The following is a 26,788-nucleotide window of genomic DNA, read 5'->3' as shown; positions in this document are numbered from 1 at the left end:
CTTGACAACTCACTCCCCATGCAAGGATGACGGAATGGACACTGCCCTTGCGAAAAATTGGATTGCTTCGCTGCGCTCGCAATGACGGTCTGCTGATGCAGCGCGCGCACTATCTCCGCAACGTCGTCCCGGCGAAGGCCGGGAGCCATAGCCACCAGCGGACGTGGTTACGGAGACACGGAGTTACTTTTTCACGCAGCAACAACTGGCCCGCCGAACGCAACCGTCATAGTCTCTAACGCCCGCTAACTATCGTCCGACTTAAAACTGTCATAATCGCCGAATTGCCCCCGCAGCCGCACCACTTTTACAAGCCATTAAGCAGGCCTGCATTGGATGCGGCGGGAAAGTGCGTTGGGGACTGCCATGAATGCCGCGAAGAAAGCGCCGGGAAAACCGGCCACCGAAATGTTCGACGACATCCCGGTGCTTCAGCGCAAATGGCGTGCCGCGTTGAAGCCGGGCGAGCAACTGCCGCGCTACGAGGACGTGATGCTCGGCAGCCTTGGCCGGCTCGCCGACCACATCGCGTTGCTCAAGGGTGACGGCGTGCTCGAATTGTCGCGCAGCGGACGTTACGTGCAGAAATGGCTCGGCGAGGAACGCTGGGACATTCCGGTCGCGGAGCTATCGCCCGATTGCGCCACGGCGCTGTCGGAAGCGGTGGCGAACGCGCTGAAGAATGGACGGCCGCATCATGCGAGTGCACATTGCGTTCGCGACGGCATGGTCAGGACCTACGATCTGCTGGCGCTTCCGACTGCGTCGCGCTGGGGCGCCACGTTGATTGGCGCCTACGTCAACGAGCGCGGCGCGCAATACAACCTCCTCGACGCGATCTTCTCGTCGACCGACGACGCAGTCCTGTCGCTGGCGACGCTGCGTGACGCCGACGGCACGGCGTTCGATCTTCAAGTCGTGCACCACAACAAGAGCGCCGCACTGCTGCTGAAGGCCATAGGCGCCGGCCTTTTGTGGCGCCGGATCGGCGAGGGGAACAATTTGCTCGCCTCGCCCGACATCATAGAATTTCTGCTCAAAGCCGTTGCCGGCGGCCGCGGCGAACAGCTTGAGATCGAGCGAGACGGCCGCCATCTCCGGCTGAGCGCCACCGCCTTCGCCGATGTGGTCTCGCTGACGATCTCGGACGTCACCGCGCTGAAGCGCCGCGACGCCTCGTTTCGCCTGCTGTTCGACAACAACCCGATGCCGATGTGGGTGTTCGACGCACAGACCAAGCAATTCATCAGCGTCAACGACGCTGCGGTCCAGCATTACGGCTACAGCCGCGCCACTTTTTTGCGTATGACGCTGCACGAAATCTGGCCTAGGGACGAATGGGACATCCATGCCGAGGCACTCGAACGCGTCGGCGATACCTATCATTCCTCGCGCAACTGGCGGCATCTGCGCGCCGACGGCAGCGAGATCGAGGTGCTCACCTTCGGCCGCCGCGTCGCCTTCGACGATCGCGACGGCTATCTGGTCGCGGTGGTCGACATCACCGAGCGGCGCAAGGCCGAGGCGCGGATCGCCCACATGGCGCATCACGACGGGCTCACCGACCTGCCGAACCGCGAATATTTCCAGGAGCGGTTGAAGCAGGCGCTCGACCAGGCCGGCGGAAAGCGGGTCGGCGTGCTCTACATCGATCTCGACCTGTTCAAGAACATCAACGATTCCTTCGGGCATCCGGCCGGCGACCGCCTGCTGAAGGAGGTTGCCGAACGTCTGACCAGCGCGGTGCGCGGCGCCAATCTCGCGGCGCGGCTCGGCGGTGACGAGTTCGCCGTGATCCTCGCCGCCGATATCTCGCCCAACGAGGCCAGCGCCTGCGCGACCTTGTTGATCGACATGCTGAAGGCGCCCTACGAGATCGACGGCCAGGAAATGGTGATCGGTGCCAGCATCGGCATCGCGCTGTCGCCGGGCGACGGCATGACGTCGGAAGAATTGATGCGCAACGCCGACATGGCGCTCTACCGGGCGAAGTCGGACGGCGGCGGCGTGCACCATTTCTTCGAACGGGAGATGGACCTCCAGGCGCAGAGGCGGCGTGCCATGGAGCTCGATCTGCGCCGCGCCTTTGCCAATGGCGAGTTCGAGCTGCACTATCAGCCGCTGGTGTCGATCGCATCCGACCGCATCTCCGGCTTCGAATCGCTGCTGCGCTGGTGCCATCCCGACAAGGGCATGATCTCGCCGGCGGAATTCATCCCGGTCGCCGAGGACATCGGCCTGATCTCCCAGCTCGGCGAGTGGGTGTTGCGCGAGGCCTGCGCCGAGGCGACGAAGTGGCCCGTCGACGTCAAGGTCGCGGTCAATCTGTCACCGGCACAGTTCCGCAGCCGCAACCTGGTTCGGATCGTGATCTCGGCGCTGGCGCAGTCCGGCCTGTCACCCAGACGGCTCGAGCTCGAGATCACCGAGTCGATCTTCCTGGCCGAAACCGATGCAAATCTTGCGATCCTGCACCAGCTGCGCGAGCTCGGCGTCAGCATCTCCATGGATGATTTCGGCACCGGTTATTCCAGCCTCAGCTATCTCAGAAGCTTTCCCTTCGACAAGATCAAGATCGATCGCTCCTTCGTCAAGGATCTCGCCCAGCGGCCCGATTGCGTCGCGATCGTGCGCGCGATCTCGGGGCTCGGTCGTAGCCTCAATATCACCACGACTGCGGAGGGCGTCGAGACCGAGGATCAGCTCGATTGGCTGCGCGCCGAGGGCTGCAACGAAGTCCAGGGCTTTCTGTTCAGCGCGGCGCGGCCTGCCGCCGAGATCGCAAAACTGCTTGCGGATTTCGGCCAGCGCGCCTCACGGGCGGCGTAGCTCGGGCGGGTAGCAGTCATACACCAGCGCCTTGAAAGCGGGTGTGATTCGTCCGCGCTCGCTCTGGGTCTGCTGCATCAGGACGTAGACCATGTCGAGCTCGGGATCGACGCCAAAATAGGTGCCGCTGCCACTATCCCATTTCAACTCGCCCAGCGAGCCCGGCGGCGGCGGCTTTGCATTGCCGGGATCGGTGCGCACCGCAAGGCCGTAGCCATAGCCGAAGCCGTCGCCTGGAAAATAGAAATAGTCGCGTCCGACGCCGGAGCCGGGGCCTATGTGATCGGTCGTCATCGCCTTGAAGGCAGCGGGGCTCAAATAGCGCTTGCCCTCGAACTCGCCGCCGTTGAGCAGCATCTGCGCGAAGCGCTGATAGTCGGCGATGGTCGAGAGCAGTCCGCCGCCGCCGGACTGCCACTCGGGATGGTCAAGGCGGTCGCGCTCGGCGGCGAGCAGGATGAAATCGTTCGGCAGCGGCCGCGCCATCCGCGCAAGCTCGTCCTCCATCGCCAGCGCGAACTTGGTGCTGCTCATGCCGAGCGGATCGAAGATGCGCTGCTTGAGGAATTCGTACAGGGTCTGTCCGGAGATGATCTCGATGATGCTGCCGAGCACGTCGGTGGAATGGCCGTAGCGCCACAGCGTCCCCGGCTGCCGCGCCAGCGGCAGCTTCGCGATTCGCTCGGCAAATTCCCTGTTGTTGAATTGCCCCTCGAAGATGTTGGCGGCCTTGTAGGCCTGCTCGACCCATTTGCCGCCGATATAGTCGTAGCTGATGCCCGACGTATGCCGCAGCAGATCCTCGATGTTGACGGGACGGACCGGCGGCACGAGGTCGAGCGTCAGCGTGCCGTCGGGATTGGTGACCTCGAGGCCCACCTTGGTGTCGGCAAAGAGCGGGATATATTTCGACACGGGATCTGCGAGCGCAAGCTTGCCCTTGTCGATCAGCATCATCGCGCCAAGGCACGTGATCGGCTTGGTCATCGAATGGATGGCGAAGATCGTGTCCGGCGTCATGGCAAGGCCGGTCCTGGTATCGCGCACGCCGAACGTCTTCAGGTAGACCGGTTTGCCGTGCTGCTGGACCAGGATCACGGCGCCCGGCAGCCGGCCGCTCGTCACCTCGTTGTCAAAGAACGCCGTGATGCGGTCGAGCCCGGCGGGCGCCGGCGCAGGGATGTCGGCGGCGCGGCCTCGCGCCATCGTGCCGGCCAGCAGCGCAGCCCCGACCAGAAATTCACGCCGCAACATCCTGGCTTCCTCCCTGGCCGGGATCAAAGCCGCAAGACGTTCGAGGCGTCAACAAGACATCGATTAAAATCGCGTCACTATTTCAGAAAGGAACGGTCGCGGACGGTCATCGCTCGGCTTGGTCGGCGTGCCGATATGGACGAAGCCGGCGAGCTTTTCGTCCGGCTTAAGGCCGAGGCCATCCAGCACGTCGCGATCGAACGCGAACCAGCCGGTCAGCCAGCAGGCGCCATAGCCGAGCGCGGTCGCGGCCGTGACGATGTTCATGGCGCTGGCGCCCGCCGACAATTCCTGCTCGAACGCCGGCACCTTCGGATGTGGTCTGGTGAAGCTGACGATGCCGATCACCAGTGGCGCGTCCATGAGGCGCTTGCGCTCGGTCTCGACGTCGGCGGCCGGCGCGCCCGGATTCTTCCGGGCGAAGACCCTTGCGATCACCTCGCCGGCGCGCTGACGGCCGTCGCCCTCAAAGATAATGAAGCGCCAGGGCGTGAGCTTGCCGTGGTCCGGCACGCGCGCGCCGATGGTGAGGATCGTCTCGAGCTCGGCCGGGGAGGGGCCGGGCCCGGCCATCTCGCGCGGCTTGACCGAGCGGCGGGTCTTCAGGAGTTCGATGGCGTCTCGCACTGCGATGTCCTCTTCAGCTGGTCGTCGGGCGTGCCATACCGAGATAGGCATGCACGCCCGCAACCGGAAGCGAATTTAGATCGATTTAAGGGATCAGGCCGCGCCCCGCGCCCGCACGACATCCGGCGCCGTCGCCTCCTCGACCAGCGCGGCGATCGCCTCAGCCGTCGGCATCACCTTCTGCCCGTCGCTGCCGAGGCGGCGGACGGAGACCGAATGCGTCTCGGCTTCCTTCTTGCCGACCACGAGCAGCGCCGGGATCTTGGCCAGCGAGTGCTCGCGGACCTTGTAGTTGATCTTTTCGTTGCGCAGGTCGATCTCGACCCGAAGACCGGCGCGCCGGGCCTGCTCCATGACCTGCTTGGCGTATTCGTCGCCTTCCGAGGTGATGGTCGTGACCACGGCCTGCACCGGCGAGAGCCAGAGCGGGAAATTGCCGGCATAGTGCTCGATCAGGATGCCGATATAGCGCTCCATCGAGCCGCAGATCGCGCGATGCACCATCACCGGCGGCTTCTTGCCGCCGTCATGGTCGATGTAGAACGCGCCAAATCGCTCCGGCAGGTTGAAGTCGACCTGCGTGGTGCCGCACTGCCAGTCGCGGCCGATGGCGTCGCGCAGCACATATTCGAACTTCGGTCCGTAAAACGCGCCTTCGCCCGGATTGATCTCGGTCTTGATGTGATTATTCTGCGACTGGATCTCGCGCAGTACGGTCGCCATCACGCGCTCGGCGTGATCCCACATCTCATCGGTACCAACGCGCTTCTCCGGCCGGGTCGAGAGTTTGACAGTGAGATCGCCGGTAAAGCCGAAATCCGCATAGGTCGACAGGATGAGATCGTTGATCTTCAGGCATTCGTCCGCGAGTTGATCCTCCGTGCAGAAGACATGTGCGTCGTCCTGGGTGAAGCCGCGAACGCGCATCAGGCCGTGCATGGCGCCCGAGGGCTCATAGCGATGCACCACGCCGAACTCGGCGAGCCGCAGCGGCAGGTCGCGGTAGCTCTTCAGGCCGTGCTTGAAGATCTGGACGTGGCCCGGACAGTTCATCGGCTTCAGCGCGAACCAGCGCTTGTCCTCGGCCTCGTCGCCGGCCGACTGCGCCGCGAACATGTTTTCGCGATACCAGCCCCAATGGCCGGAGGTCTCCCACAACGACTTGTCGAGGATCTGCGGCGCGTTGACCTCGCTGTAGTCGCCGGTCAGGCGCCGGCGCATATAGGCGATCAGCTGCTGGAAGATGGTCCAGCCCTTGGCGTGCCAGAACACCACGCCCGGACCTTCCTCCTGGAAGTGGAAGAGGTCGAGTTCGCGCCCGAGCTTGCGATGGTCGCGTTTTTCGGCTTCCTCGATCTGCTTGAGGTAAGCGTCGAGGTCCTCCTGCTTGGCGAAGGCGGTGCCGTAGATGCGGGTCAGCATCGGATTGTTGGAATCGCCGCGCCAATAAGCGCCTGCGACCTTCATCAGCTTGAAGGCATTGCCGACCTTGCCGGTCGAGGTCATGTGCGGGCCGCGGCACAGGTCGAACCAGTCGCCCTGGTAATAGATCTTGATCGGCTCGTTGCCGGGAATCGCGTCGACCAGCTCGACCTTGAATGCCTCGCCCTTGTCGCGGAACACCTGCTTTGTCTTTTCGCGATCCCAAACCTCTTTCGTGAAAGGCTTGTCGCGCGCGATGAGCTCGCGCATCTTCTTCTCGATCGCGGCAAAGTCTTCCGGGGTGAACGGCTCGTTGCGGAAGAAGTCGTAATAGAAGCCGTTCTCGATCACCGGACCGATCGTGACCTGGGTGCCCGGCCACAGCGTTTGTACGGCTTCCGCCAGCACGTGCGCGCAGTCATGGCGGATCAATTCGAGCGCGCGCGGGTCGTCGCGATTGACCAGCTCGATCTTCGCATCGGCCTCGATCGGATCGTTGAGGTCGGCGAGCTCGCCGTCGAGCGCCATCGCTACCGTGCGCTTGGCCAGCGACGGCGAGATGCCCTTGGCAATCTCAAGGCCGGTGATGCTCTTGGCGTATTCGCGCCGGGCGCCGTCAGGGAAGGTGAGGGTGATCTTTTCGGGCGGGGTCACGGGCCTTAGATTGCTGAGGCTGTACTGGAAGCCGGATTCGGATTTGGGCTGGTCGGTCATTGCTTTTCTCCTGAAGCTCACTCCTGCGAACGAGCGCAGGTAAGCGGGAACGAGCGATATATCAGGCGATTCGGCCTGTGCAATCCGGCAATTCCAAGAAAGTGGCGCGCAAAAGCCGTGACGGTGCGCCAACTATTCCGGGCAACGCCCTTTAACTGGTTGCAGGCCTGCTCTACATGCACCCGCATGGAAAAGTCCCGCGCCCCCGACCGTCTCGTGCCAACCGCCCTGATGCTCGGAAATTTCGTCACCGGCTGCTCGGTGCTGGCGCCGGCGGGGATGCTGCCGGAATTGTCGGCGGGGCTCGGTATTAGTATCCACGCGGCCGGGCTGCTGATCACGTTCGGCGCCGTCACGCTGTGCATTGGGTCGCCGCTGACGGCCTGGCTGACCAGCCGGATCGGGCGGCGGACCTTGCTTACGACGACGCTCGCAGTCCTCGCCTTTGGCAATCTCGCATCGGCGTTCGCGCCCGACTACACCAGCCTCCTCGTCATCCGACTGGTGATGCTTGCGGTCGGCGCACTCTATACGCCGCAGGCTGCCGGCACGGCGGCGCTGATCGTGCCGGCAGAGCGGCGCGGCAGCACGATCGCCTATATCTTTCTCGGCTGGTCGCTCGCTGCCGCCGTGGGTCTTCCGCTCATTACCTTCATTGCCAGCCGCTATGGCTGGCGTGCGGCCTATGGCGAGATTGGCGCACTCGGCTGCGTCAGCTTCCTGTTGTTGCTGTTGCGCCTGCCCGGCGGATTGAGGGGCGTACCGGTGGATTTGAAGACCTGGGTGGAGGTCGGCCGCAGCAGGGCGATTCTGCTGCTGCTTGCGATTACGATGCTGCAAATGTCCGGGCAGTTCGTGGTGTTCACCTTCATGGGCCCGCTGCTCAAAAAGCTGACCGGGGCAAGCCCGGATGCGATCGGGATGGTGTTCGGCATCTATGGCGTCTGCGGCTTTCTCGGAGTCGTCATCGCCGCCCGCATCGTCGACACCTGGGGGCCTTATCGGACCTCGCTGCTGTTCACGTGCCTGCTGCTCGCGGGGATCACGGGATGGGCGCTCGGCGCCGGCACCCTCGTGTTGATGGCGATGGCGGTCGCGATCTGGGGACTGGGCTTTGCCTCCACCAATTCGATGCAACAGGTTCGACTGGTTGCGGCCGCGCCGCCGCTCGCATCGGCGACTGTCGCGCTCAATACGTCGGTTCTCTACATCGGCCAGGCTGTTGGCTCGGCCGTTGGCGGGCTGCTGTTTGCCCATGAGCGACTGTATTCGCTCGGCTTTGTGGCGGTTGGCTTCGTCGTTCTGGCGCTGATCCTGGTCCTGCTGACCCGGCCGCAGCCCGCCGTCGCCGTGCCGGCCTGAAGCCAGCGGTTTCCTGTGCGCAAGGCGCTTGGCAAACCGCGCGGGAGGGCGCTAGAAGGCGAGGCTCGGGGACCAAAGAGGGTTGACTGAAATGAGGATGATTCTGGCGGTTGCTGCGGTGCTCTATTCAGCCTCTGCGTTCGCACAGGCCGACAAGCCGCCGATGGTGGGGGACAAGCCGCTGGTGCTGGTCAAGCCCAAGGGGACCAAGGAGGCGGCTGCCAAGCCTGCCGCCGCGGCGCCGAAGGGCAAGCCGCAATCGATCGCGGTTCGGCTCCAGGCCTGCCTCGAGCTCGATGATGGCACCAAGGACCGCCTCAATTGCTATGACGCCGTGATCCCGCCGGCGCCGAAGCCGAAGCCGGCGAAGGCCAAGGGCTACGCCGATTGCCGCTTCTTCAAGGAAGAGGACGAACGACTGGCCTGCTTCAACGGCTTTGCCGAGAGCATTCCGAAGCTGCCGAAGAACTGAGGATAAAGAGCTGCAGTTCGAGCCGGACGTTTGGTCGCTGATCAGCGGCTCGATGGGGATGTGGCGGCCACGCGGGTCAGCGCCAGCGCCGGCGTCGCCGACATCTTCACCAGCACGTCCTTGAGCGGATCTTTCGTCCAGGCCCGGGTTACATAGTCGCGATGGGTGATGCCGTCGCCGGTTTCGACGAACACCACGCTCCCGGGATGCAGCGGCCCATCCATGTCCTCGGAGACGCTAATGCCCTTTTGGCGCAGCATGCTCATCAGCTCGCGGTCGCGCCGCGCGGTGTAGTGGGTGTAGGAGCTGACGAAGAAGCCGGAGCGGTGGCTCTCGATCCAGGAGGCGAACTTGTCCATTTCGCCATACACCGCGTCGAGAAGTACGACGCCGCGGACGCGGTCGCTGATGCCGCCGACCTCGAGGCTCCAGGCGGTCGGCAGGAAGCCGCCGCTATAGCCGACGATCACGATCGGCATGTTGGCGAAGGCACGCGCGCTGTTGGGATCGCCGGTGACGCGGGCGAGATGGCTAGCGGATTCTTCCATGAAGCGCTTGAAGCCGCCGGGCTGCCAGAACTTGCCGGCGCTGGAATCGGCGGCATCAACCGCCATCTGCGGCGCCAGCAGGATGGCATTGGCGCCGGAATCGGTGACCTGCTGCGGTACCAGCTGCCGATCGCGCACGTCGCGCTCCAGGGTCGCGCCGTTGCCGTGGAAGAACACCACGATCACGCCCGGCTTGCGCACGTCGAAATGCTCGGGCACGTGCACCAGCACGCGGCTGTCATTGTAGGTCTCGTCCTGCCAGAACACGCGCCCGGAATAGCTGCGGTGACCGCGGCGGTCGCCCTTGGCGATGTTGAGGAAGGGCGCCTCGGAGGCAGGGTTGTTGCCGAAATAGGGGAAGGCCGACGACTTCATGGTGACGAGCGTCGTCAGGTCTTGGCGCGGCGGACGCTTGTAGGGGGCCTGCGGCTCGAGCGAAGCCACCTTGTAGGGCGCCTGCTCCGGCTGCACGGCGTGCTTCGGGGAAAAGTCGGCCATCTGCCGTTGCAGGAAACTCTCGCTCGCGGAGGGGAAGCGCTCCCTGAACTGCGGGGCAGGGAAGCGATCCTCGAATGTATCGGCGTTCGCCAGTTGCGGATTGGTCTTGGCAACGGTCTGATTGACGATCTGGACGTTGGCCTGCGAGTTTGCGGCGAGCGCGGCCGGGTTGGGCGCCTTGCCGCATTGAACCAGCGTCAGCGACACCGGCACCAAGGCTGAGATCGTGGCGATCCGGAGCGCACGACCGCGCCCATCGGACATTGTCCGATCGGCACGAATGTCAGCTCTTACGTTCGGAACGGCCCCGACCATCCACCCATGACCCCAAGTCCAGCGGCGATGTTTTGCTAATTGAACCGACTGGCGTTTAGGCGACGTTAAGTATCCGGAGAAACTTCCCCACATCCGGAACGCTCAAAGTGACCATGCAATCGTGTCGTGATTGTGGGAGGAGAAAACGGATTTCGCGGGGGGCTGCGCAGCTTTATTGTCCAAGGACGTGCACAAAGGTGGCAAGATACCGATTTGGTTCGCCTCATTTAACCCTTGTTAACCCTGCTTGAATTGACTGGACTAATCTGCTCGATGCGACCCAAGAGGCGTGACGCCGAAGGTTGAGAACCCCGATGACGGCATCAGATGCGGGAACCGCGCCTTGGACTGGCCGGCTGACCGGAAGCGGGCCCGGGGTCTCCGTTCAGGTTGCGACCGCCATCGTCGTTGCCGACATGATCGGCGTCGGCGTCTTCACCAGCCTCGGCTTCCAAGTCAAGGACATCCCGTCCGGCTTCTCGATCCTCCTGCTGTGGACCATCGGCGGCATCGTCGCGCTGTGCGGGGTGTTCTCCTACAGCGAGCTCGGCGCGATGTTTCCGCGCTCGAGCGGCGAGTACAATTTCCTCAGCCGCGCCTATCATCCTGCCTTCGGCTTTCTCGCCGGCTGGGTCTCGGCGACGGTGGGCTTTGCGGCGCCGGTCGCGCTCGCTGCGATGGCGTTCGGCGAATACGCCAAATCGGTCGTCCCCGATCTGCCGCCGATCCCGCTGGCCATCGGCGTGGTGTGGCTGGTCTCGCTGGTGCAACTGACCGGCGTCAGGCATTCCTCGACCTTCCAGCTGATCTCGACCATTTTGAAGGTCGTGCTGATTGTCGCGTTCCTGGTTGCTGGCTTCATCGTCGGCGTGCCGCAGCCGATCTCCTTTGCGCCGCAGGGCGGCGATCTTGCCCATATTGCCAGCGCGCCCTTTGCGATCGGGCTGGTCTTCGTCATGTACTCGTTCTCCGGCTGGAACGCCGCGACCTACATCATCGGCGAGATGAACATGCCGCAGCGGAACCTGCCGCGCGCGCTGCTCGCCGGCACGCTGATCGTGCTGGTTCTCTACGTCGCGCTGAATGCGGTCTTCCTTTACTCCACGCCCGTCAGCGCGCTCGCCGGCCAGCTCGACGTCGCCAGCGTCGCCGGCACCGCCATCTTCGGCAGCCTCGGCGGCAGGATCGTCGGCGCGATGATCTGCGTTGGCCTGATCTCTTCGATCAGCGCGATGATGTGGATCGGGCCGCGGGTGATGATGACGATGGGGGAGGACATTCCGGCGCTGCGTGTGTTCTCGAGGAGATCGGTGAGCGGCGCGCCGGCCTATGCCATCCTGTTCCAGCTTGCGGTCGCGAATTTACTGCTGTTCACGCGCAGCTTCGAGGCGGTGCTCGACTTCATCCAGTTCGCGCTGCTGTTCTGCTCGTTCTTCACGGTCGCCGGCGTCATCAAGCTGCGCATCAGCGATCCCGACCTGCCGCGGCCTTATCGTGCCTGGGGATACCCGTTTACGCCTCTCGTTTTCCTGCTCGTGACCGCGTTCATGATGTACTACCTGTTAACCGAGCGGCCGGTGCAGGCGCTTGCGGGGATGCTCGTCATGCTCTCTGGCCTGTTGATTTATGCTGTTTTCCGCAGGCGGCCGGTCGCCGCTGCCGCTTCATCACATCGCGAATAGACATGTTTCGATCCATGAGAATTGCGGCCGTCGCATTTGCCCTGCTGGCTGCGGCCATCTCGTCCGCGGGCGCTGCCGACGTCACCTTCGACGATAGCGCGCGCTTCCTCGCCGGCATGCAGCCATCGGCGGACTCGCCCCTGGTGCCACTGACGAAGGACCCGGGCTGGCAGCGCCACGCAAAATTCTTCGATGGCGCCTTCGCCCAGCTCGAGCAGCGTCAGCTCTCGAAAATCCGCAACTGGGCCGACGTCAACCTGGCGGCGCCCAGGCCGACCATGTTCTACATGTTCAGCGGTCCGGACTTCCTCTACGCCAACGCCTTCTACCCCAAGGCCAGCACCTATGTGCTCGGCGCGCTCGAGCCCGTCGGTGCGGTGCCCGACCTGACGCGGCTTCCGCGCGGTTCGGTCGGCGCGGCGCTCTACAATGTCGAGCGTTCGCTCGGCTCGATCCTGAGTTTTTCTTTCTTCATCACCAAGCAGATGAAGGTTGACCTGCACACCAACCAGGTCAACGGCACTTTGCCTATCCTTTATGTCTTCCTGGCGCGCTCCGGCAAGACCATCCGCAACGTCGAGATGATCGCACTCGACAACAAGGGCGGGATGCACATTGGCAACGACAATCCCGGACCGAACGCAACCCGCGGCGTTCGCATCACCTTCGCCGGTAGCGACGGCGAGGCGCGCACGCTGTATTATTTCTCGACCGATCTCTCCAATGCCGGCGCACGCGCCGCGGGCTTCCTGAAGTTCTGCGAGACGCTCGGGCCCGGCAACAGCCTGCTCAAGAGCGCGTCCTATCTCTTGCACTCCGGCAACTTCACTTTTGTTCGCGACTGGCTGCTCGCCAACAGCGCGACTATCCTCCAGGACGATTCCGGAATTCCGCTTGCGAATTACAATGCACGGCAGTGGCGGTTCTTCCCGTTTGGCCGCTATCTCGGACCGATCGACGAATTCCCCGGCCGCTACCAGGAGCGCTACGCCGAACTGTTCACGCGCGCCCAGCCGATCGATTTCGGCGTCGGCTATCGCTGGCGAATGCACGAGTCGAATTTGCTGCTGTCGGTGAAGGTGCCGGGGAGCGAGACCGCGCCGGGAGCGGAGACCACCTCATCCGCCGAGCCGTCGCCAAAACCGCCACGCCCGAAGCGGCCGCGTCCGTCCGAGCCGATCCCGCCACCGCCGGGACGCTTCTTCTGGTTCCGGTAACTACCAGTGCACGCTCTGGCTCGGCACGATGAACGCCGTCGTGCTGGGCGGCGTTGCAAAGCTCGTTGCCAGATACCAGCCACAACCCAGCACCAGAGTCAGGAGAGCGATCATGGCGATCATGTCGAGGGCTCTGGGGTCATGGTGACCCTTCCGACGAATTCCAAAATGTGAACCAAGCCTGAAATGAAAATCGGGGCTGATTTTCCAGCGCATTGTTGTTTCCTCCCGCAGGAGCATCAAAACAACGCGAGCACAGAGTTCCAGTTCCGATCAGGGCAGAAATGCGCGAAGTACCGCAGCAAACTCAGCTAGCGTTGACTCCGCGCCAGCGGCCGTAGCGCCAGGGCAGATACCAGCGCGCGCGTTGCGGAGCGGTGAGAGGCACGTTGTCGATGCCCGACGTGCCGAAGGGATTGCAGCGCAGCAAGCGCGCGAGCGTCATCCAGCTGCCGGCCCAGAGTCCAAAGCGTTCGATGGCCTCGTCACCATAGGCGGAGCAGGTCGGCAGGTGACGGCAATTGTAGCCGACCAGGGGCGACAGCGTGTGTCGGTACAGCCAGATCAGCGCGCGGCCGAATCTGCGCGGAAGCCGGCGCGCACCATCGACGGGACTGGAACAATGCTCGCAGGCTGAATGCTTCATGGGCGGTTTGCTGCGATCGTGGGCGAGGTCTTGCACGGTTCCGGCGCAGGGAACTGTAAGCTGTTGTTTGTACGCCATATTTTGCGTGCTTTTTAGGAGCAGTGCAGCAAGTACCTATGGACGATCTGTATTCCCCCGGATACCATTTTTGTGACACTCGTGGGAACATACGTCTGTATGATGGACTCATCGAGCGCGAAGCGGGGATAATCGCGCAAATGGGCTTCAAATGGGGCTTGGGGAAGGGATCAGTTTGAAACTTCTGAAGTCGCTCAATCTTCGCGGCTGGTTGCTTGTGGGAACCGCCGTATGTGGTGTCGTGCTGGCTGGCGCCGTCGCGACATTCGGGTCGTCGGCCCGAGCCGGTGCTGCCCTCGAAGAGCGCAAGCTGCCGATGAAGTTCAACTGGGTCGCCTGCGAGCCGAACTGCCGCGGCTGGGTCAGCGCGGTCGGCATCATCACCGCTGATACGCCAAAGAATTTCGAGGAATTCGTGCGCGGTCGCCAACTGGGCGGTGCCACCGTCGTGCTCGACTCCAGCGGCGGTTCTGTCAACGACGCGATCGCGCTCGGCCGGCGGTTTCGCAATCTCGGCCTTTTGACCACGGTCGGCATGAGCGTGCAGAATCGAGGCGGACAGGGCGCCCGCCCGGCGGTCGCATCCGAAGCCTATTGTGAATCGATGTGCGTGTTCCTGCTGCTGGCCGGTAAGAAGCGCTACGTGCCGGAAGCCGCCCATGTCCGCGTCCATCAGATCTGGATGGGTGACCGCGCCGACGATGCGAGGGCGGCGAGCTACAACGCGCAGGATCTGATGATCGTGGAGCGCGACATCGGCCGCCTGGCCAAATACACGTTCGACATGGGTGGCGCTGGCGATTTGCTGTCGCTCGCGCTCAACGTGCCGCCTTGGGAAGACCTGCATGAGTTGGACGCGGCGGAACTGAAGCTCACCAATCTCGTCACGACCGACTTGGTGGCCGACGTGCTGCCGGACGTGAACGTCTCGGCGCCTGCGATGGCCGAGCTGGCGCCGAAGGCGCAGGACAGGGTCAGCGAGCAACCTGAGCACCCACAGGCGTCCTCCAGCTCGACGAAGACGGCGGAAGCCCTGGTGCCGACCGGCACCGCGCCGGCTACGACATCGCAGAAATAGGAATTTGCGTCAGCCCTGCGCGGTGGCCGGCTGCTTCGCCTTCGCCTCGATCTGGCCGATGGCATCGACCACGGCATCGAAGGTCAGGAGCGTCGAGGCGTGGCGCGCCTTGTAGTCGCGGACGGGCTCAAGGAACTTGATCTCGGCCCATTTGCCTTCGGGAGGGGCGCCATTCTCCTTCAGCATCTTGCGAACGGTTTCGCGTAACTCACGGAGTTCGCTCGCAGTCGAGCCGACGACGTGACTTGCCATGATGGATGAAGAGGCCTGGCCGAGTGCGCAGGCCTTCACGTCATGGGCGAAGTCGGTGACTGTGTCGCCGTCCATCTTGAGGTCGACTTTCACGGTCGAGCCGCACAGCTTGGAGTGGGCGGTGGCGGAGGCGTCGGGGTCCGAAAGTCGTCCAAGGCGCGGAATATTCCCGGCCAGTTCGATGATCCGCTTGTTATAGATGTCGTTCAGCATGTGATGGAGTCCAGCACTTCGCGCGGGATCGGCCTTGGCGGGCGCGGTCCACGGTCCTATATAGGGGCGGAACTGGCGGAAAAACAGCCTGGCGGTCCGGCACTGGTCCAGAACCACGCGACCGGCGTTAAAGCCGAAGACGTTTTTTGCCAAAATTGCTCTCTACAGGCGTCCGGCGGCTTGCCGCCCCGTCTGCCGGTGACACTCCGGCCGCAAGGCCGTCGAACGGAGTCGATATGGACGCTACGATCAAATCCATCCGCCCCAGCAAGCCTTCCGACAAGCACCCTGAGGGTCGCCCCGCTGAGCTCGATCCTGCCGAATTCCTCGCGGCCGCCGTCCGCGCCGACCAGCCGCGCCCCGCACGCGCCGAGGCCGAGCGCGCGGTCAAGACGTTGCTGGCCTATATCGGCGAGAACACCGAGCGTGAGGGCCTGTTGGACACGCCGCGCCGCGTGGTCGAGGCCTTCGACGAACTCTATCAAGGCTACCACCAATGCCCGGCCGAGGTGCTCAACCGCACGTTCGGCGAGACTGCCGGCTATGATGACTTCGTGCTGGTGCGTGACATCGAGTTCACGTCGCAGTGCGAGCATCACATGATGCCATTCTACGGCAAGGCGCATATCGCCTATACGCCAGTGGAGCGCGTCGTCGGCCTGTCCAAGCTCGCGCGCCTCACCGATATCTTCGCCCGCCGGCTCCAGACCCAGGAGCACCTGACGGCGCAGATCGCGGCGGCGATCGACGAGGTGCTCAAACCCCGCGGCGTTGCCGTGCTGATCGAAGCCGAGCATACCTGCATGTCGGTGCGCGGCGTCGCCAAGCATGGTGCCTCGACGTTCACCAGCCGCTTCACCGGCATGTTCCGCGACAATCCGGCGGAGCAGGCCCGCTTCCTGTCCCTGGTGCGAGGCACGCGCTGACCTCGCGAACACGTTTTGGCGAAGGATGCCCGTGTCCGGTCACTCTCATGAGGTCGAGGAAGGCCTTGCCTTCCTCCCCAAATTCGACGCGGCCGGCCTCGTCACCTGCGTGGCGACCGATGCCGCCAGCGGCGACGTGCTGATGGTCGCGCACATGAACGATGAGGCGCTGCGCAAGACCATTGCGACCGGCGAAGCTTGGTACTTCAGCCGTTCGCGCAATGCCTTGTGGCGAAAAGGTGAGACGTCAGGTCAGACCCAGCGCGTGGTCGAGATCCGCACCGATTGCGACCAGGACGCGCTCTGGCTCCGCGTCGAGCAGATCGGCGCGGCCTGCCACACCGGCCGAAGGTCGTGCTTCTACCGCAAGGTCGAACCCGAGGGGGGGATTGCGACGCTGGTCTTCGTCGATGCGGAGCGGCTGTTCGATCCAGGCGACGTCTACAAGGAATAGTCCGCCGTCATTCCGGGGCGCGCGACGCGCGGCGGAATGGATTCCGGGTTCATCGCTAACGCGATGCTCCGGAATGACGGCGAGAGCCAAATTAACCCCGCATTAACCATACCTGTCCCACGGTGAGACGACAGGGCGTCCGAATTGCCGGCGCCGCTCAATGCCGCGCGGAGCGGGCACGTCATCATGTCGGTCGACAATTTCAGTGCCACGCAGACGGCCGGCATCGATCCGTCACCGGCGCGCGTCGCCGGTGCGATCAAGCAGGCTTCGAACATCAGCGGCGTCAGCTTCGAATACATGCTGACCACGGCCAAGATGGAGTCGGATTTCAACCCGACCGCAGGTGCGACCACATCATCCGCGCACGGACTCTACCAGTTCATCGACCAGACCTGGCTCGGGACAGTGAAGGAGGCGGGCGCCCAGCTCGGCTTTGGCAGCTATTCCGATGCCATCACGAAGACCTCGTCGGGCACTTACACCGTCGATGATCCTATGATGAAGCGGTCGATCATGAAGCTGCGCGACGACCCGGAGGCCGCATCCAGCATGGCCGCGGCGCTGACGCAGTCCAACAGTTTCAAGCTCACCGGCATGCTCGGCCGCAGGCCGTCGGACAGCGAGCTCTATATGGCGCACTTCATGGGCGTCGGGGGAGCCGCCAAGCTGATCGCCAACGCCGAGGACAATCCGCAGGCCGTCGGCGCGAGGCTGTTTCCCAATGCGGCGGCCGCGAACCGCTCGATCTTCTACGCCAGGGACGGCCGCGCACGCAGCGTCTCCGAGGTCTATTCGGTATTGGACGCGCGCTATGCGAGCGCGGCGAATGCGAAATCGACCCGCAGTGCGATGGCGATGTACGGCGGTACGCCGTCGACCACGCAGGTGGCGAGTGCAAACGGGGTGCAGGCGACGGCGCCGGTGATCAACAACGCCGCCTATCTTCAGACCTTCCCGGACACGCGCGCCGTGACGCCCGTCAGTACGACCTCGCCAACAATCGTCGCGGACAATGCGCCGAGCACGCCGGTGTTTCGCTCGATCTATCAGCCCGGCGACGCCACCCAGCCGGTCTCGACCACGGTGCAGAAATTGTGGGGCAACAACGCCTCGTTCGCTTCGATCACTTCAGCAACGCCGGACGTGCGCCCGCCGCAGCCGCTCGATCTTTTCAGCGATCGCACCGGTACGTTCTCAAGCTGACATTCACTCGCATGTCCCGGACAAGGCGCACCGCATCATCCGTGCTGCGCTGTGTCCCTGGACACAAGCGAGGCGCTTTTTTGTTCCCTTAACAAAACGTCAATAAAACCAGCCAGTTATGGTGAACGCTTTGTTAAGCGTCGTGGTTTATTTTGTGTTGCAGGTGACAAGCCGTCACCGCTTCGTCGGGTTGCGTAGGCCGGAAGAACCATGATCGTTCGGCAGTTCATCAATTGGATCAGGACGGCGTCCGCCGGCGAGCGGGCCGAGGCGACGCGGGCATTGGCCCGGGCCTGGCTGATCTCGGACCTTTCCCATGACGACCGTCTCGCCGCCGAGGGCGCGCTGCTAATGTTGCTCGACGATGCCTCGCCGCTGGTGCGGCAGGCGATGGCCGAGGCCTTTGCGCGCAGCACGGATGCGCCGGCCGCCATCGTGCGGGCACTGTCGACGGACCAGCCGACTGTCGCGCTGCCAGTGCTCGAACATTCTCCGCTCCTGATTGATGCGGATCTGGTCGACATCGTTGCGACCGGCAACGGCGAAGTGCAATGCGCCGTCGCCCGCCGTATCGTACTGCCAGCCTCGGTCTGCGCCGCGATCGCCGAGGTCGGTTGCGCCGCGGCCGCGCTTGAGCTGATCGAAAATTCCTACGCCGAGCTCGCGCCGTTCTCCTGGGACCGCATCGTCGAGCGTCACGGCCATCTTGCCGCAATCCGCGAAGCCATGCTGGTGATCGAGGATCTGCCGGCCGCGACGCGCGCCGCGCTGGTGGCAAAGCTCTCTGAGACGCTTGCGCAATTCGTCGTGGCGCGGAACTGGCTGAGCGCCGACCGTGCCGACCGCATGATGATCGAGGCGCGCGACCGCTCCACCATGAACATCGCGGCGCGCTCGCGCGGCGAGGAAATGCAGGGGCTGGTGCGGCATCTGCGTGTCACGGGCCAGCTTACCGCGGGCCTGATCCTGCGCGCGCTGCTGTCGAGCAACCTCGACCTGTTCGACGCGGCGCTGGCCGAACTCGCCGATTTGCCGTTGGCGCGCGTCTCTACACTGCTGCATGATCGTGGCGGCGCCGGCTTGCACGCGCTGCTGCGCCGCGCCGAGCTTCCCGAGGCCACTTTCGCTGCGTTCCAGGTCGCGCTCGATGCCTGCCACGAGCAGGGTTTCGTCGATACCGATGACAGTGCCGCGCGGCTGCGCCGGCGCATGGTCGAGCGCGTGCTCACCCATTGCGAGGCCGACGGCGGCGCCGCCGAGCCGCTGATGATCCTGCTACGCCGCTTCGCCACCGAATCGGCGCGTGAAGAGGCGAGGCTGTTCTGCGACGAGCTGGTCGCGGAAGACGTGGTCGATCCGGTTTATGAGGATCTGATCGCGGCGTAGTTCAGGCCGACCCGCAAGCTCCGTCATTGCGAGCGCAGCGAAGCAATCCAGAATCCCTCCGCGGAAAGACTCTGGATTGCTTCGCTGCGCTCGCAATGACGAGAAGAGAGAGCTACTCCGCCGGCACGATGCTCGGTGCGAAGATCGCCTCGAGATGCTCGGGGCGGTCGCGGTTGACGTGGGCAAGATAATCGTCGGCGACGTTGCGCAGGCGGCGGCTGAGCTCGGCGGAGACGCTGATGCTGTCGAGCTTTGTGTTCTCGTGCGCGATGGCCAGGATGGCGTTGATGTGGTGCGTGAACAGCTCGGCCGGCACTTTCTCGAAATCAGGCGCGTGCTCGATGACGCGGCACAGGCTCTCGGCGATTGCCGCCGCCGACGGATAGCCGAACGTCGCAGCGTCGCCCTTGATGTCATGCGCGGCGCGGAACAGCTCGTCGCGCCTGTCCTTGGTGAAGCCGTCATTGCGGATGGCGACGTAGGCGGCCGAAAGCCGGTTGACCTCAGTCGCCATCCAGTCCTTGAACTCGCCGGAGAGGCCGGCCAGCGCCTGCTCGGCGCGGCCGACCGGATCGTCCTTGTCTTCGACCCGGCGCAGCACCTTGCGCAGCGGATTTGGCTGCGTGATCAATTGATGCGTGGCGAAGGCCTTGACCTCGATGTCCTTTGCGCCGTTCTTCGCCATGATGTCTGCCTCGAGACGTTGCGCTAGATGGAGGAGCGGGCCTTGTCGAGCAGCGAAGGTTGCTGGAGCACCTCGTGCTTTTCGCCGACGCGGCGCTCGGGGCCCATATAGGCAGAGCTGGTGTTGCGGCGCCGGTCCGGACCGAAATAGGTCTTGGTCTTGATGAAGGGGCGGGGACTGGCGACCACGTTGAGGATGCGCTGGTAGAGGCCCTTGGCCGAGATCGGCTTGGCCAGAAATTCGGTGACGCCGGCATCGCGCGCGACCGTGACGCGCCGCTTCTCGGAATGACCGGTCAGCATGATTATCGGCGCGTAGGGATTGCCCTTGGAGTCCGGCTGCCGGATCATCTGCGCCAGCTCGAGCCCGTCGAAGATGGGCATCGCCCAGTCGGTGATGACGATGTCGGGCACGTAGTGGCTGTACATTTCCAGCGCAGTCGCACCGTCCTCCGCCTCATAGACTTCGCGCGCGCCAAACGAATGCAACAGAGTCCGCAGGATGCGGCGCATGTGCGGATTGTCGTCACAGACGAGGAAGCGCAGCTTGTTGAAATCGATGCGGAACATGGCGCCCGGGCCGAAGTGGTCAACTTTTATTAACCATATCGCGCCGAGGGTTAACGAAGCGTTGCGACCGGGCACCGGCAGGCGCCGGGCAGGTCCCTCAGGAGCCGAACTGCTCGCGCAGAATGCGCTCTTCCAGGCTGTGGCCGGGATCGAACAGCATCCGCATCGAGATGGTCCTGTCGGACAGGACCTCGACGCGGCGGACGTCGCGCACCTCATCGTGGTCGGCGACTGCCGCGACGGGGCGCTTGTCGTCTTCCAGCACCTCGATCACGACATAGGCCGTGTTGGGCAGCAGCGCGCCGCGCCAGCGGCGCGGCCGGAAGGCGCTGATTGGCGTCAGCGCCAGCAGGGCGGCGTTGATCGGCAAAATCGGCCCCTGGGCAGACAGATTGTAAGCGGTCGAGCCCGCCGGCGTCGCCACCATGATGCCGTCGGCGATCAGCTCGGTCATGCGCTCGCGTTCGTCGATCAGGATCCGCAGGCGCGCCGCCTGATGGGTCTGCCGGAACAGGGCGACTTCGTTGATGGCATGATGCAGGTGGACACGGTCGCTGACGTCGGTGGCGCGCATCAAGAGTGGATGGATCTCGGACTCCTGTGCTGCCTCGAGCCGTGCGCGCAGATCGTGCGTCGCGTACTCGTTCATCAGGAAGCCGACCGTGCCGCGGTGCATGCCGTAAATCGGCTTTCCAGTGCGCATGTGCTGATGCAGCGTCTGGAGCATCAGCCCGTCGCCGCCGAGCGCCACCACGACGTCGGCCTCGTTTGGATCGCAATTGCCGTAGTTTTTTGTGAGCTGGCCGAAGGCGACCTGCGCCTCGGTGCTCGGGCTGGCGACGAAGGCGATCCGGTCATATCGCGAGGGCTTGGTCATGGCTTCCGGGCAGGGCCGCTGGCTCGAGAAAGTTCCGCCGGGCTCGTCTATACACCTCGGCCTGTATTGTCGAGGATGACAGTCCCTTGAAAGCAAACCGGCGGCGGGTCGGATGGCCACCCGTCTCGATTCAGGGTAAAAAATCGGCTCGAATTGGCTGGGGCCGTGCCATGATCCAGATCGGACGGGCTGACCCAGTGCGCAAATTCAACCAGGCGCTTTGGATCCCCCAAACCGTCGCAATTGACGGCTAGAACTTTGGCCAGCGCTGGCCGGCAAGCGATGATGTGCGAGTCCGGCCGGGCAGGGAGAATCGTCATGGTGATGCGTTGGTCGGCGCTGCGCCGAACGGGGCTGGTGCTGGCAGTATCTGCATTCGCCTTTGCAGGTTTTGCGCGCGCGGATGATCCGCCGCAGCCGCGCTCCGAGGCAACGGCGCCAACCGGCCAGAAGGGCGGGCGAGGCGCTGGCGCGCAGAACGCGTCGGCATCTGCTGCCGAGCCGCACCGTCTCCCGGCGGATTCGACCACCAGGCAGACGCTCGATCTGCCCGGGCGGACGCTCAACTTCGCCGCGACCGCCGGCTCGATCCGCGTGTTCGACGAGAAGAGGGAGCCGCTCGCCGACATCGCCACCACCTCCTACGAGCTCGACGGCGCCGACCGCGCCACGCGCCCGGTCACGTTCCTGTTCAACGGCGGGCCCGGTGCATCGTCGGCGTGGCTCCAGTTCGGCGCTGCCGGGCCGTGGCGGCTGCCGCTCGACGGCGAAGCGCTGTCGCCATCGGCGTCGCCCGAGGTGAAGCCAAACGCGGAGACCTGGCTCGACTTCACCGATCTCGTCTTCATCGATCCCGTCGGCACTGGCTACAGCCGCTTCGCCGCAAGTGGAGACGACGCACGAAAACGGTTCTATTCGGTCGATGGCGACGTCAACTCGATCGCGCTCGTGATCCGCCGCTGGCTCGAGAAGCACGACCGCCTGGTCTCGCCGAAATACGTCGCGGGCGAGAGCTATGGAGGCATTCGCGGACCGAAGGTCGTGCGCCAGCTGCAGCTCCAGCACGGCGTCGGCGTCAGGGGCCTTGTCCTGGTGTCGCCATTGCTCGACTTTCGCGAGTTCGCCGGCACCAGCCTCCTGCAATATGTCGCGACCTTGCCAAGCTACGTCGCGGTGGCCCGTCAAGCCAAGGGGCCGGTCACGCGCGCCGATCTTGCCGACGTCGAGGCTTACGCACGCGGCGAGTTCCTGGCTGATCTCGTCAAGGGCGAGGCGGACAAGGAGGCCACCAACCGTCTTGCCGACAAAGTCGCTGGCCTAACCGGCATCGACCAGGCGGTGAGCCGCAGGGTCGCCGGCCGCTTCGACGTCGGTGAATTCCGCCGCGAACTGGACCGCAAGAACGGCAAAGTGACCGGGCGCTACGACGCCTCCGTCCGCGGCTTCGATCCCTATCCGGATTCGGGCAACTCCCGGTTCGGCGATCCCTCAGGCGATGCGCTTCAGGCGCCGCTGACGAGTGCTGCGGTCGACGTCCTGACACGCAAGCTCAACTGGCGGCCCGACGGCTCTTATGAAATTTTGAACGGCGCCGTCGAGCGCAATTGGGATTTCGGCAATGGCATCAGCCCGCCGCAATCGGTGTCGGAGTTGCGCCAGATCCTGGCCACCGATGCGAAGCTGAACGTGCTCGTCGCGCACGGCCTGTTCGATCTCGCCACGCCCTATTTCGGAACGAAGCGGGTGCTCGACCAACTTCCGGCCTTTGCGACGCAACGCGTGAAGTTCGTCGTCTATCCCGGCGGCCACATGTTCTATTCACACGACGGCTCGCGGCAGGCGTTTCGCAGTGAGGTCGAGGCGCTGATCAGGGAGTAGGGCATGATCCGGACCGAAGGGCTGCGTTAGCGCAAAGTGCGCAGCGGCTTTCCGTCGCGACAAACGCGGAACGCGTTTGCGCGGAGATCATGCTCCGATTAAACAGGCCGGCGTTTTCGCGGCTTGTATCGCCGCGCGATCTCGCGGGCGACGATTCGCTCCGGCTTGACGTTGGCACCTGCGAGCCAGATGCCGCTCACCTTGCCACGCTTGTCACGGACGCGGCGCACCGGCTCGCCGTGGCTGGAGTATCCGGCGGCCGAGGCGAGCTTGCCGGTGTCGCGGCCGGTCACCTCGATCTCGGCGGCATCCATGAACGGATTGTTGAATTGCGGATTGGCGAGGAGCACGCGGTTGCCGATCGGCACCAGGTCGGTGGCGCCCCAGATTGTCCACCAGCGGCCGGTCCAGTCGCGTACGCCGCGGTCGGGCGCGCCGCGGGTCTGGAAGACGCGCAAGATCTGCATCGCGCCGTCCATCCAGAATGGTGCCGCACCGTCAATGGAGTTGCTCAGGATGCTGATCGCGAGCTCGCAAGCGGGGATCGAGCAGGTCCGGGAGATATAGCCCTGAAAACCGCCGCCATGGCCGAACCAGTCCCAGCCGTCGGTCTTGCCGGCGTTGACGCCGAGGCCGTAATAGGCCTCAAAGCTTTGCGGGACGCGCCAATGATGCCGCGTCATTTCGCGGCGGCTCGCGACCGATAGCACGCTCTTGCTTGCATTGGGCGCAAGCTGGGCGAAGAAACGCGCCGTATCGGCGGCGGTCGCGACGAAGCCCGCGGCGGACGCCATCGCGTGGGCCGGATTGTCGCCGGGAATCACGCATCGCTCGCCCAGCGGCAGCTTTCGCGTGTGGCCGCGCGCGAACGGCGTCCCCCTGGGAAGCAGCGCGTTGGGTTCGGTCTCGCGCAGGCCCGCGGGCGCGATGATCTCGCGCTTGATCCAGACGGCGTAGGGCTCCTTCGTCACGGCTTCGATGACGAGGCCGATCAGGCCAAAACCGTGGTTGGAATATTTGAAGCGTGTGCCGGGCTCGATCGCGGTCGGCAGCTTCAGTTCTGCGCGCAGCTCGCTCTGGGTCAGATAGGGGCGGCTGTCGATGAACTGGCCGGAATCGGCGCCGTCCCGCGTCAGCCCTGCGCTATGCGAGAGCACCTGTGCAATCGTCGTCTCGGCAACGCGCGGATGCAGGCCGCTGATATAGTCGCCGACGGGATCGTCGAGCCGGATCTTGCGCTGCTCGCGCAGCTTCATGATGCCGGCCGAGGTGAAGCTCTTCGAGTGCGAGGCGATACGGAAGCGGTGACGCGAGGTGAGTTTTTCGCCGGTGTCGAGATTGGCGAGGCCGAACGCGCGCTCGGCGACAACTTCGCCGCGATGGGCGAATGCAACGATGACGCCCGGCTGTTGCGATGTCGTTAGTTGGAATTCGATCCAGGAGCCGATGTAGTCGACGGCGGATCGTAGCCACGCGTCCATTGCGCACCAATTCTAAGGGAGGATTGCGGCGCGAAGGCTAGCCGAAAAAGCAGAACCGGCACAACCCCCGCGGGTCCTGCCGGTTCTTGTTGTTCGCAGATCGAATGTCTTAGTAAACCAGCGTCGTGCCGGTCGGCTTGTCGAGCGCCGCGGCGAGCGAGCGATATTCGGAGCTGTCGGTGCCGGCGAGCGAGGCGATCTTGTTCAGATGATATTGTGCCTGTTCGCGGTTGCCCTGCTCGAGCTGCCAGAGCCCATAATACTGCCAGGTCCGCACGTGGTTCGGATCGTCCTTCAGCGCCAGCTCGTAATAGACCTTCGACGACGGATAATCGCCGAGCTTGCGATAAGAGTAGCCGATCAAATTGGCAACGTCGGCGACATCGTCGCGCTTGAGCGACTTCAGCTGGTCGATCGCGCCGGTGTAGTCGTGGCCATCGTAGATGGTGGTGTAGGCGGTGCGATAGGCGGCAAGGAATTTGGGATCGCTGACGGAGGAGCTCTTCTTCTTCGACTTCTTGGTCGAGGTGTCCGATTTCGGCGGCGAGGGCTCGTCGCTGCCGGCGGCGTAGGCGCTGGTCAGCACCGGTCCGGCGGCCAGCGCCATCGAGACAAGTCCCGGTACCAGAAGCATGGAAAGTTTGCGCATTCATCTTCTCCCGTATGGAACGTGGCGATCCTACACGATTGCCTGAAGACCGGAACACCCGACGGGCCAAAACATTCCGCCCGGCCACAGATGACAAACTTGTCATCGAGATGAACGAAAGCCTGCAGCCGGCTTCAGATTGGGTTCAGTGCGCGCCGCCTAGGCTCCCACCCACGATCGAAGGGTTGGCAAAGGGCGCCGCCTCAAGATCCTTCACAGAGGAGACCACCATGTTGAAGACCATTTCCGCAGCCTTGCTTGCAGCGTCCGTCATCGCAGCCCCGGCCATCGCGGCCGAGACCGGCAAAACCACCACCACGACCGCGCCGGTGATCAAGGCGGACCAGAGCCAGACCAAGGTGTCGAACACGGCCGCGAAGCCGGCCGCCGGCGTCAAGGCCGATACGAAGGCCGCCGACGTCAAGGCGGACTCCAAGGTGAAGGCCATGAACGCCAACGCCGCCGTCACGCCCGACGAGCACAAGAGCGTGCGCACGCACCGCCATCACCACAAGCAGGTGTCGGCCAAGAAGTCGCTGAAGGCGCAGCCGGACCTCACCAAGCCGGCGACCGCCGACAAGCGTAGCTAACGACTGAACCCGCGCGGCGGCATCCCCCGCATTGCCCCGCCGCCGCGCGCGGAATTCAGGCCGGCCTGTCGTCTTGGTGCCTGCGCGAAAGCGCAGGCACCGGCGGCGGGCCGGTGCGCTATTCGCCAGCGTTGCGGGCAGGACCGAATTCCCTTTGCCTAACCTTGGGGCTAGAACGTCGCCGGGACTGATTGGCGGGAGAATTCGATTCCGTGAGGCGATTGGCGAAACGTGTGGCGATCCTCGTACTGCCGCTGGCGCTTGCGGCATGTTTTGGCAGCGACGGCGGCCGTCCGTCCCTGGCGGACGCAGGTCCGCAACCGTTCCCCGATAATTTCCGCAGCGACACGCTGGCGCTCATGCGCACCTATCTGAATAACCCGGTCGGCGTTCGCGACGCTGGCATGGCCGAGCCCGTATTGCGCGAGGTCGGCGGCCGGCAGTTTTACGTGAGCTGCCTGCACTTCGCGCCACGCGAGACCGACGGCAACTACAAGGGAATGCGCGAGCGCGCCGTGGTCTTCGTCAACGGCCGGGCGGACCGCGTCGTCGATCGCGCCAGCGAGCTCTGCGCCGGAGCGGTTTACGCACCCTTTCCGGAACTCGAAAAGATGGCGCGATAGCGCAAAGCCCGCCTTCATCGCCGGGTGCTAGAACAGCGCCTGCCGGAGTGCTGGATCACATTGTGGCGAGCTTTGAACGGGTTGTTTCGCCTCGCGACAAATTGTTACGGCAGACCTCGCGCAGAGGACAAAATCTGTCGGCACAGGCGGGACGTGACGGAACAAAATCGGCTTGTTGCCGCCCTGTCACAGTTGCGGACGATCAACGTTCCGGCATCGCCGCGAAGCAACCCAATTCACGCCACGTTGTTTGCTGA

25 protein-coding genes are annotated in these 26,788 nt (G+C 64.1%); 13 read left to right on the top strand and 12 right to left on the bottom strand.

Annotated elements, in window-relative coordinates:
* Positions 1-366: 366 nt before the first annotated feature.
* Positions 367-2,829 (top strand): putative bifunctional diguanylate cyclase/phosphodiesterase, encoded by a 2,463-nt coding sequence (locus FXV83_RS04485; RefSeq protein WP_148737975.1) that lies wholly within the window; start codon positions 367-369, stop codon positions 2,827-2,829.
* Here the strand turns inward: FXV83_RS04485 and FXV83_RS04480 are convergent.
* The 3 genes from FXV83_RS04480 to thrS form a co-directional block, all read right to left on the bottom strand.
* Positions 2,815-4,083 (bottom strand): serine hydrolase domain-containing protein, encoded by a 1,269-nt coding sequence (locus FXV83_RS04480; RefSeq protein WP_148737974.1) that lies wholly within the window; start codon positions 4,081-4,083, stop codon positions 2,815-2,817. The genes FXV83_RS04485 and FXV83_RS04480 overlap by 15 nt on opposite strands.
* Before the next feature lie 63 nt (positions 4,084-4,146).
* Positions 4,147-4,710, bottom strand: a complete 564-nt coding sequence (locus FXV83_RS04475; RefSeq protein WP_187435648.1) for a nitroreductase family protein — start codon at positions 4,708-4,710, stop codon at positions 4,147-4,149.
* A gap of 93 nt (positions 4,711-4,803) precedes the next feature.
* Positions 4,804-6,846, bottom strand: a complete 2,043-nt coding sequence (gene thrS, locus FXV83_RS04470) for a threonine--tRNA ligase (RefSeq protein ID WP_187435647.1) — start codon at positions 6,844-6,846, stop codon at positions 4,804-4,806.
* 186 nt (positions 6,847-7,032) lie between these two features.
* Here thrS and FXV83_RS04465 point away from each other — a divergent pair, with 186 nt between their 5' ends.
* Positions 7,033-8,208 carry an MFS transporter gene (locus FXV83_RS04465; RefSeq protein ID WP_148737971.1) on the top strand — a complete coding sequence of 392 codons (1,176 nt, stop codon included), beginning with the start codon at positions 7,033-7,035 and terminating at the stop codon, positions 8,206-8,208.
* 91 nt (positions 8,209-8,299) lie between these two features.
* Positions 8,300-8,680 carry a hypothetical protein gene (locus tag FXV83_RS04460; protein ID WP_148737970.1) on the top strand — a complete coding sequence of 127 codons (381 nt, stop codon included), beginning with the start codon at positions 8,300-8,302 and terminating at the stop codon, positions 8,678-8,680.
* A 41-nt stretch (positions 8,681-8,721) separates the two neighbouring features.
* On the opposite strand, the gene FXV83_RS04455 is transcribed toward FXV83_RS04460, so the two are convergent.
* Entirely contained in the window at positions 8,722-10,041 is a 1,320-nt protein-coding gene (locus FXV83_RS04455) for an alpha/beta hydrolase (RefSeq protein WP_148737969.1), read from the bottom strand.
* A gap of 314 nt (positions 10,042-10,355) precedes the next feature.
* On the opposite strand from FXV83_RS04455, the gene FXV83_RS04450 reads away from it, so the two are divergent.
* Both FXV83_RS04450 and FXV83_RS04445 read left to right on the top strand, forming a co-directional pair.
* Entirely contained in the window at positions 10,356-11,723 is a 1,368-nt protein-coding gene (locus FXV83_RS04450; protein ID WP_148737968.1) for an APC family permease, read from the top strand.
* 14 nt (positions 11,724-11,737) lie between these two features.
* Positions 11,738-12,940 (top strand): hypothetical protein, encoded by a 1,203-nt coding sequence (locus tag FXV83_RS04445; RefSeq protein ID WP_235939305.1) that lies wholly within the window; start codon positions 11,738-11,740, stop codon positions 12,938-12,940.
* On the opposite strand, the gene FXV83_RS04440 is transcribed toward FXV83_RS04445, so the two are convergent.
* Positions 12,941-13,156 (bottom strand): hypothetical protein, encoded by a 216-nt coding sequence (locus FXV83_RS04440; RefSeq protein ID WP_148737966.1) that lies wholly within the window; start codon positions 13,154-13,156, stop codon positions 12,941-12,943.
* Between the two features lie 91 nt (positions 13,157-13,247).
* Positions 13,248-13,586: a membrane protein insertion efficiency factor YidD gene (gene yidD / locus FXV83_RS04435; RefSeq protein ID WP_148737965.1), complete on the bottom strand. Its 339-nt coding sequence runs from the start codon at positions 13,584-13,586 to the stop codon at positions 13,248-13,250.
* Positions 13,587-13,839: 253 nt separating this feature from the next.
* Between yidD and FXV83_RS04430 the strand changes: the two genes are divergently transcribed.
* The gene (locus FXV83_RS04430; protein ID WP_148737964.1) at positions 13,840-14,742 is read left to right on the top strand and encodes a COG3904 family protein; all 903 of its coding nucleotides are present in this window, start codon (positions 13,840-13,842) and stop codon (positions 14,740-14,742) included.
* Positions 14,743-14,751: 9 nt separating this feature from the next.
* On the opposite strand, the gene FXV83_RS04425 is transcribed toward FXV83_RS04430, so the two are convergent.
* Entirely contained in the window at positions 14,752-15,207 is a 456-nt protein-coding gene (locus FXV83_RS04425) for an iron-sulfur cluster assembly scaffold protein (RefSeq protein ID WP_148738000.1), read from the bottom strand.
* A gap of 236 nt (positions 15,208-15,443) precedes the next feature.
* On the opposite strand from FXV83_RS04425, the gene folE reads away from it, so the two are divergent.
* From folE to FXV83_RS04405, 4 genes are all read left to right on the top strand, one after another.
* The gene (gene folE / locus FXV83_RS04420) at positions 15,444-16,133 is read left to right on the top strand and encodes a GTP cyclohydrolase I FolE (RefSeq protein ID WP_148737963.1); all 690 of its coding nucleotides are present in this window, start codon (positions 15,444-15,446) and stop codon (positions 16,131-16,133) included.
* A gap of 31 nt (positions 16,134-16,164) precedes the next feature.
* Positions 16,165-16,587, top strand: a complete 423-nt coding sequence (gene hisI / locus FXV83_RS04415; protein ID WP_148737962.1) for a phosphoribosyl-AMP cyclohydrolase — start codon at positions 16,165-16,167, stop codon at positions 16,585-16,587.
* Between the two features lie 144 nt (positions 16,588-16,731).
* Positions 16,732-17,793: a lytic transglycosylase domain-containing protein gene (locus tag FXV83_RS04410; protein WP_148737961.1), complete on the top strand. Its 1,062-nt coding sequence runs from the start codon at positions 16,732-16,734 to the stop codon at positions 17,791-17,793.
* Positions 17,794-18,003: 210 nt separating this feature from the next.
* Positions 18,004-19,179 (top strand): DUF2336 domain-containing protein, encoded by a 1,176-nt coding sequence (locus FXV83_RS04405; RefSeq protein ID WP_148737960.1) that lies wholly within the window; start codon positions 18,004-18,006, stop codon positions 19,177-19,179.
* A 112-nt stretch (positions 19,180-19,291) separates the two neighbouring features.
* On the opposite strand, the gene FXV83_RS04400 is transcribed toward FXV83_RS04405, so the two are convergent.
* The 3 genes from FXV83_RS04400 to FXV83_RS04390 form a co-directional block, all read right to left on the bottom strand.
* Positions 19,292-19,864 (bottom strand): Hpt domain-containing protein, encoded by a 573-nt coding sequence (locus tag FXV83_RS04400; protein ID WP_148737959.1) that lies wholly within the window; start codon positions 19,862-19,864, stop codon positions 19,292-19,294.
* 23 nt (positions 19,865-19,887) lie between these two features.
* Positions 19,888-20,433, bottom strand: coding sequence for a response regulator (locus tag FXV83_RS04395; protein WP_148737958.1), 546 nt, complete (start codon positions 20,431-20,433; stop codon positions 19,888-19,890).
* Positions 20,434-20,530: 97 nt separating this feature from the next.
* Positions 20,531-21,310 carry an NAD kinase gene (locus FXV83_RS04390; RefSeq protein WP_148737957.1) on the bottom strand — a complete coding sequence of 260 codons (780 nt, stop codon included), beginning with the start codon at positions 21,308-21,310 and terminating at the stop codon, positions 20,531-20,533.
* Positions 21,311-21,628: 318 nt separating this feature from the next.
* Here FXV83_RS04390 and FXV83_RS04385 point away from each other — a divergent pair, with 318 nt between their 5' ends.
* The gene (locus FXV83_RS04385) at positions 21,629-23,188 is read left to right on the top strand and encodes a S10 family peptidase (protein WP_187435646.1); all 1,560 of its coding nucleotides are present in this window, start codon (positions 21,629-21,631) and stop codon (positions 23,186-23,188) included.
* Positions 23,189-23,286: 98 nt separating this feature from the next.
* Here the strand turns inward: FXV83_RS04385 and FXV83_RS04380 are convergent, their stop codons facing one another.
* Together FXV83_RS04380 and FXV83_RS04375 are read right to left on the bottom strand one after the other, a co-directional pair.
* On the bottom strand, positions 23,287-24,669 hold the full coding sequence (locus FXV83_RS04380; RefSeq protein ID WP_148737956.1) for a serine hydrolase domain-containing protein: 1,383 nt from the start codon (positions 24,667-24,669) through the stop codon (positions 23,287-23,289).
* A gap of 109 nt (positions 24,670-24,778) precedes the next feature.
* A complete protein-coding gene (locus tag FXV83_RS04375) occupies positions 24,779-25,318 on the bottom strand; it encodes a tetratricopeptide repeat protein (RefSeq protein WP_148737955.1) in 540 nt (179 codons plus the stop codon).
* 230 nt (positions 25,319-25,548) lie between these two features.
* Between FXV83_RS04375 and FXV83_RS04370 the strand changes: the two genes are divergently transcribed.
* Together FXV83_RS04370 and FXV83_RS04365 are read left to right on the top strand one after the other, a co-directional pair.
* Complete coding sequence (locus FXV83_RS04370) at positions 25,549-25,908, top strand: His-rich protein BRANT (protein WP_148737954.1); 360 nt, start codon at positions 25,549-25,551, stop codon at positions 25,906-25,908.
* A gap of 239 nt (positions 25,909-26,147) precedes the next feature.
* Positions 26,148-26,531: a hypothetical protein gene (locus FXV83_RS04365; RefSeq protein ID WP_148737998.1), complete on the top strand. Its 384-nt coding sequence runs from the start codon at positions 26,148-26,150 to the stop codon at positions 26,529-26,531.
* Positions 26,532-26,788: the final 257 nt, after the last annotated feature.

The sequence above is a fragment of the Bradyrhizobium hipponense genome, assembly GCF_008123965.1.
Taxonomy (GTDB): domain Bacteria; phylum Pseudomonadota; class Alphaproteobacteria; order Rhizobiales; family Xanthobacteraceae; genus Bradyrhizobium; species Bradyrhizobium hipponense.
Note: the sequence above shows the minus strand (reverse complement) of the source record. Positions and strands in the feature narration are given on the sequence as shown.